Here is a 4,912-nt window from a genome sequence, read left to right on the forward strand (position 1 = left end):
GGCCGCTGCCCGGTCGGCTGCCCGGCCGCGTCCACCCGTACCGCCGACACCGAGGCCGCCGACCCCGACCCGACACCGCCCCGGTGCCCGGCCCAGAGCGCGATCACCGGCGCCGCCAGCACGGCCGCCAGCACGCCGGTGGTCACCACCCGCCGACGCACCGCCAACCCGCGCCCCGCGTCCGGCGCCCGGTGCCGGGGGAAGCCGCTCTGGTCGAACCGCAGCCCCGGCTCCGCGCCCCGAGCACCCGCTACCCGAGGACCCACAGCCCGAGCAGCCGCCGCCGGAGCGGCCGCCCCACCGGTGACCGCGACGGCCCCGAGGAGGTCCGCCGGAGCCCGCAGCAGCGCCAACCCGGACAGCCCCGCCGCCCCCGCCGTACCCTCCGCCGCCTCGCCCGCGGCCACCCGTTCCGCCGTCCCCCGGCAGGTCGGGCAGTCCACCACGTGCTGCACCAGCTCCCGGCGCAGCGCCGGGCCGAGCACCCAGTCCCGCCAGGACTCCGCCCCGGCCCCGCCGAGCCGGTCCAGTTCCGGGCAGCTGCCCACGCCGAGCACCAGCAGCGCCGCCCTGGTCCGGGCGACCTCGGCCTCGGCCGCGGCCAGCAGCGCGCGGGTCCGTTCGAACGGCTGGCCCAGTACGGCCGCCACTTCGAGCGGGGTCAGCCGGTGCCGGACGGACAGCTCCAGCGCCTCGCGCTGTTCCGGGTCGGTGCCGGCCGCCTCGGGCCAGGCGAGTGAGGAGAGCTCGCGCCGCCGCCGGGCCGCCTCGGCCTCGCCGGGCTCGGCCGGGGCGGTCCGCCCGGCCTCGGTACCGGTCGGACCCGGGGCGTCGCCGGCGAGCCGGCGCAGACAGCAGTACCGGGCGAGGGAGAACAGCCAGGCGCGCAGCAGCCCGGGCTCGGCCAGCCGGGCGCCGTGCCGTCGTGCCAGCTCGCGGACCTCGCGCAGGGCGTCGGCGGCCGCGTCGTGCTCGCAGAGCACCGAGAGGCAGTAGGTGAACAGGCCGTCCAGCTGCCGGTCGTACGCCGCGAGCACGGCGGCGGTCCGCACCCCGGCCGACCCGGCCGACCCGGCGGACCCGCCGGACCCGCCGGACCCGCCCGACCCGGCAGGTCTACCCGACCTGCCCGGCCTGACCGATCGGGTCGACCGGGCAGGCCCGTCCGGCCCCACAGTTCTCGTCGTCACCCGTCCGACGGTAGAGAACGCGGACGGCTGACCCCGGCCATTCGCCGCGTATGTACTTCTTTCGGGTAACAACATCGCCCATCTGTGTGGACGCGCGGCCGGCCCGCCCGCGGACCCTGGTCGCCGGCCCCGACCCGGCCCCGCCTGCGGACCGCCGTTGTCGGACCCGGACGCTACGGTGGGCGGCATGCCTCCGCGTTCCAAGACCACCGCCAAGCCCCGCCCGGCGTACCGCTGCACCGAGTGCGGCAACCAGCTGCCCAAGTGGGTCGGCCGCTGCCCGGAGTGCAACGCCTGGGGCACGGTCGAGGAGTACGGCGCGGTGCCGATCCGCACCACGGCCGCCGGCCCGGTCAGCGCGCCCGCCCGCCCGATCGCCCAGGTGGACGGCCAGGTCGCGACGGCCCGTTCGACGGGCGTGCCGGAGCTGGACCGGGTGCTCGGCGGCGGCCTGGTGCCCGGTGCGGTGGTGCTGCTGGCCGGCGAGCCCGGCGTCGGCAAGTCCACCCTGCTGCTGGACGTCGCCGCCAAGGCGGCCACCGCGCAGCACCGCACGCTCTACGTCACCGGCGAGGAGTCGGCCGGCCAGGTCCGGCTGCGCGCGGACCGGATCAACGCCCTCTCCGAGCACCTCTACCTCGCCGCCGAGCAGGATCTCGGCGCGGTGCTCGGGCACATCGAGGCGGTCAACCCCGGCCTGCTGATCCTGGACTCGGTGCAGACCATCGCCTCCGCCGAGCTGGACGGCGCCCCCGGCGGCCCGGCCCAGGTCCGCGAGGTGGCGGGCGCGCTGATCCGGGCGTCGAAGGAGCGCGGCATGGCCACCCTGCTGGTCGGCCACGTCACCAAGGACGGCCAGATCGCCGGTCCGCGCCTGCTGGAGCACCTGGTGGACGTGGTGCTGAGCTTCGAGGGCGACCGGCACGCCCGGCTGCGGCTGATCCGCGGGGTCAAGAACCGTTACGGCGCCACCGACGAGGTCGGCTGCTTCGAGCTGCATGACGAGGGCATCGTCGGCCTGGCCGACCCGTCCGGCCTCTTCCTGACCAGGCGTGACAAGCCCGTCCCGGGTACCTGCCTCACCGTCACCCTGGAGGGCAAGCGCCCGCTGGTGGCCGAGGTGCAGGCGCTGATGGTGGATTCGCAGATCCCCTCCCCGCGGCGCACCACCTCGGGCCTGGAGTCCCCCCGGATCGCGATGATCCTGGCCGTGGTCGAGCGGCACGGCGGGGTGAAGCTCGGCAAGCAGGACATCTACACCGCGACGGTCGGCGGGGTGAAGCTGACCGAGCCCTCCGCGGACCTCGCGGTGGCGCTCGCGGTGGCCAGCTCCTCCACCGACACCCCGCTGCCCAGCAACCTGGTGGCGATCGGCGAGGTCGGCCTGGCGGGCGAGGTACGGCGGGTGACGGGTGTGCAGCGGCGGCTCGCCGAGGCGCACCGGCTGGGCTTCACCCACGCCCTGGTCCCGCCGGACCCGGGCAAGGTGCCGCCGGGCATGAAGGTGGTCGAGGTGGCCGACATCGGCGAGGCGCTGCGGGCGATCCCGGGCCGCCGCCGTTCGGCCGCCAAGCCGCGCACCGAGCCGCGCGGTGAGGCACCGTCGGCGCCGCCGTCCCCGCGTTCCGCCCGGTCCGCGGACCGCCCGGCGGCGTACCCCGAGGAGCTGATGGACGGCTGGGAGCCGCTCGACTCCGACTAACTGCGCTGACCCAAGCCCTGCCGAGGCCACACACAGTTAGACTTTCCCCAGTCTCATTGGCCAGAAGGCAGTACCGAGCGGTACTGAGCGACAGAGCAACAGACCGCGGACCGGCGCACGGCGTGAGGCGCGCGGCACGGGTCGACCGGAGGAGTCACGTGGCAGCCAGCGACCGGGGGGCGGACAAGGCCTCCCGCGAGGAGGCCCTGCTGCGGGCCTCCCTCACCGCCATCGCGCCCGGTACCGCGCTTCGTGACGGCCTGGAGCGGGTCCTGCGGGCCAACACCGGCGGTCTGATCGTGCTGGGCTTCGACCGGACCGTCGAGTCCCTGTGCACCGGCGGCTTCGTCCTGGACGTCGAGTTCAGCGCCACCCGGCTGCGCGAGCTGTGCAAGCTGGACGGCGCGGTGGTGCTCGACAAGGACATCACCAAGATCGTCCGGGCCGGCGTGCACCTGATGCCGGACTCGACCATCCCGACCGACGAGACCGGCACCCGCCACCGCACCGCCGAGCGGGTCAACCGGCAGACGGGCTACCCGGTGGTCGCGGTCTCGCACTCGATGCGGCTGATCGCGATGTACGTCAACGGCACCCGCCGGGTGCTGGAGGACTCCACCACCGTCCTGTCCCGCGCCAACCAGGCGCTGGCCACCCTGGAGCGCTACAAGCTGCGCCTGGACGAGGTGGCCGGAACGCTCTCCGCGCTGGAGATCGAGGACCTGGTGACGGTCCGGGACGTCACCGCCGTGGCCCAGCGCCTGGAGATGGTCCGGCTGATCGCCACCGAGATCGCCGGCTACGTGCTGGAGCTCGGCATCGACGGCCGACTGCTCTCGCTCCAGCTGGACGAGCTGATCGCGGGCGTGGAGCCGGAGCGCGAGCTGGTCGCCCGGGACTACTTCCCGGAGCGGGCCGCCAAGAAGGGCCGGACGGTCACCGAGGTGCTGGCCGACCTGGAGGCGCTCACCCACGCCGAGCTGCTGGACCTCCAGACCGTCGCCAAGGCGCTCGGCTACTCGGGCTCGCCGGAGTCGCTGGACTCGGCCGTCTCGCCGCGCGGCTACCGCCTGCTGGCGAAGATCCCGCGCCTGCCCAACACGGTCATAGAGCGCCTGGTCGAGCACTTCGGCGGCCTCCAGAAGCTGCTCGCCGCGAGCATCGACGACCTGCAGACCGTCGAGGGCGTCGGCGAGACCCGCGCCCGCTCGGTCCGCGAGGGCCTGTCCCGCCTTGCCGAATCGTCCATCCTGGAGCGCTACGTCTGACCGGACGCGCCACCGTACGGACACCCGAACACCGCGACGGCCCCCGGGGGAACCTCCCCGGGGGCCGTCGCGCGTCCGTACCGCACCCCGGCCCGCCCCGCGCACCCCGCCCCGCGCACCCCGCCCGCGTCCGCCGCCCTCGTCCGCCGTCCGCCCCCGCCCGGCACCCCGGACACGGCGGAGCCCCCGGCCGAGCGACGGCCGGGGGCTCCGAGGGAAGGTGACCGGTTCTCAGCCGTCCAGCCGGATCGAGGCCCGCGCCGAGACCTTGTCCCCGGAGAGCCCGGTGAGCTCCGCGAGCACCACGTAGGTGCCGCTCGGCGGCGGCGTCTGGTCGGCGGTCGCGCACTGCGGCTTGCTGCGGCTGCGGTCCCAGGTGAAGGTCTCGGTCTGGTTGCCGTTCGCGCCGAGCTGCACCCAGATGCTGCCCTTGTCGGTCGGGCAGTCGCCGGAGGACCAGACCCGGTCGTTGTTGCTGCCGCTCACCGTGATCACGGAGGCGGTGCGGCCCAGGTCCACCCGGCAGTTGGTGCCGGAGGAGTTCTTGACCGTCAGCGCCAGCCGGGGCTTGTCCTTGGGCTGGTACGAGTTCTGGGTGCCGGCCAGCTCCAGCGCCACCTGCGAGGAGGCGCAGACCGGCAGCGCCATGACCTCGGGGGTGTTGACCGGCGGAGCGCCGCCGCCCGTACCGCCGGAGCCGCCCGTGCCGCCTCCGGTGCCGCCGCCGGTCGCCGGCGCGGCGCCGCCCCCGG

At 75.4% G+C, this 4,912-nt stretch carries 2 protein-coding genes and 2 pseudogenes; 2 read left to right on the forward strand and 2 right to left on the reverse strand.

The window, feature by feature from the left end:
- A pseudogene (locus tag AE652_RS45660) lies at positions 1-1,052 on the reverse strand (sigma-70 family RNA polymerase sigma factor); the annotation flags it as partial.
- A gap of 325 nt (positions 1,053-1,377) precedes the next feature.
- Here AE652_RS45660 and radA point away from each other — a divergent pair.
- Together radA and disA are read left to right on the forward strand one after the other, a co-directional pair.
- Positions 1,378-2,892 (forward strand): DNA repair protein RadA, encoded by a 1,515-nt coding sequence (gene radA / locus AE652_RS35180; RefSeq protein WP_049659059.1) that lies wholly within the window; start codon positions 1,378-1,380, stop codon positions 2,890-2,892.
- Positions 2,893-3,101: 209 nt separating this feature from the next.
- The gene (gene disA, locus AE652_RS35185; RefSeq protein WP_049659060.1) at positions 3,102-4,160 is read left to right on the forward strand and encodes a DNA integrity scanning diadenylate cyclase DisA; all 1,059 of its coding nucleotides are present in this window, start codon (positions 3,102-3,104) and stop codon (positions 4,158-4,160) included.
- 231 nt (positions 4,161-4,391) lie between these two features.
- On the opposite strand, the pseudogene AE652_RS35190 reads toward disA, so the two are convergent.
- Positions 4,392-4,912, reverse strand: a pseudogene (locus AE652_RS35190) (hypothetical protein); the annotation flags it as partial.

The organism is Kitasatospora sp. MY 5-36 (genome assembly GCF_001182915.1).
Classification (GTDB): Bacteria; Actinomycetota; Actinomycetes; order Streptomycetales; family Streptomycetaceae; genus Kitasatospora.

What these genes read in the sequence shown, in the direction of transcription:
- radA (WP_049659059.1), top strand. Translation starts at nt 1,378, where the DNA reads ATGCCTCCGCGTTCCAAGACCACCGCCAAGCCCCGCCCGGCGTACCGC.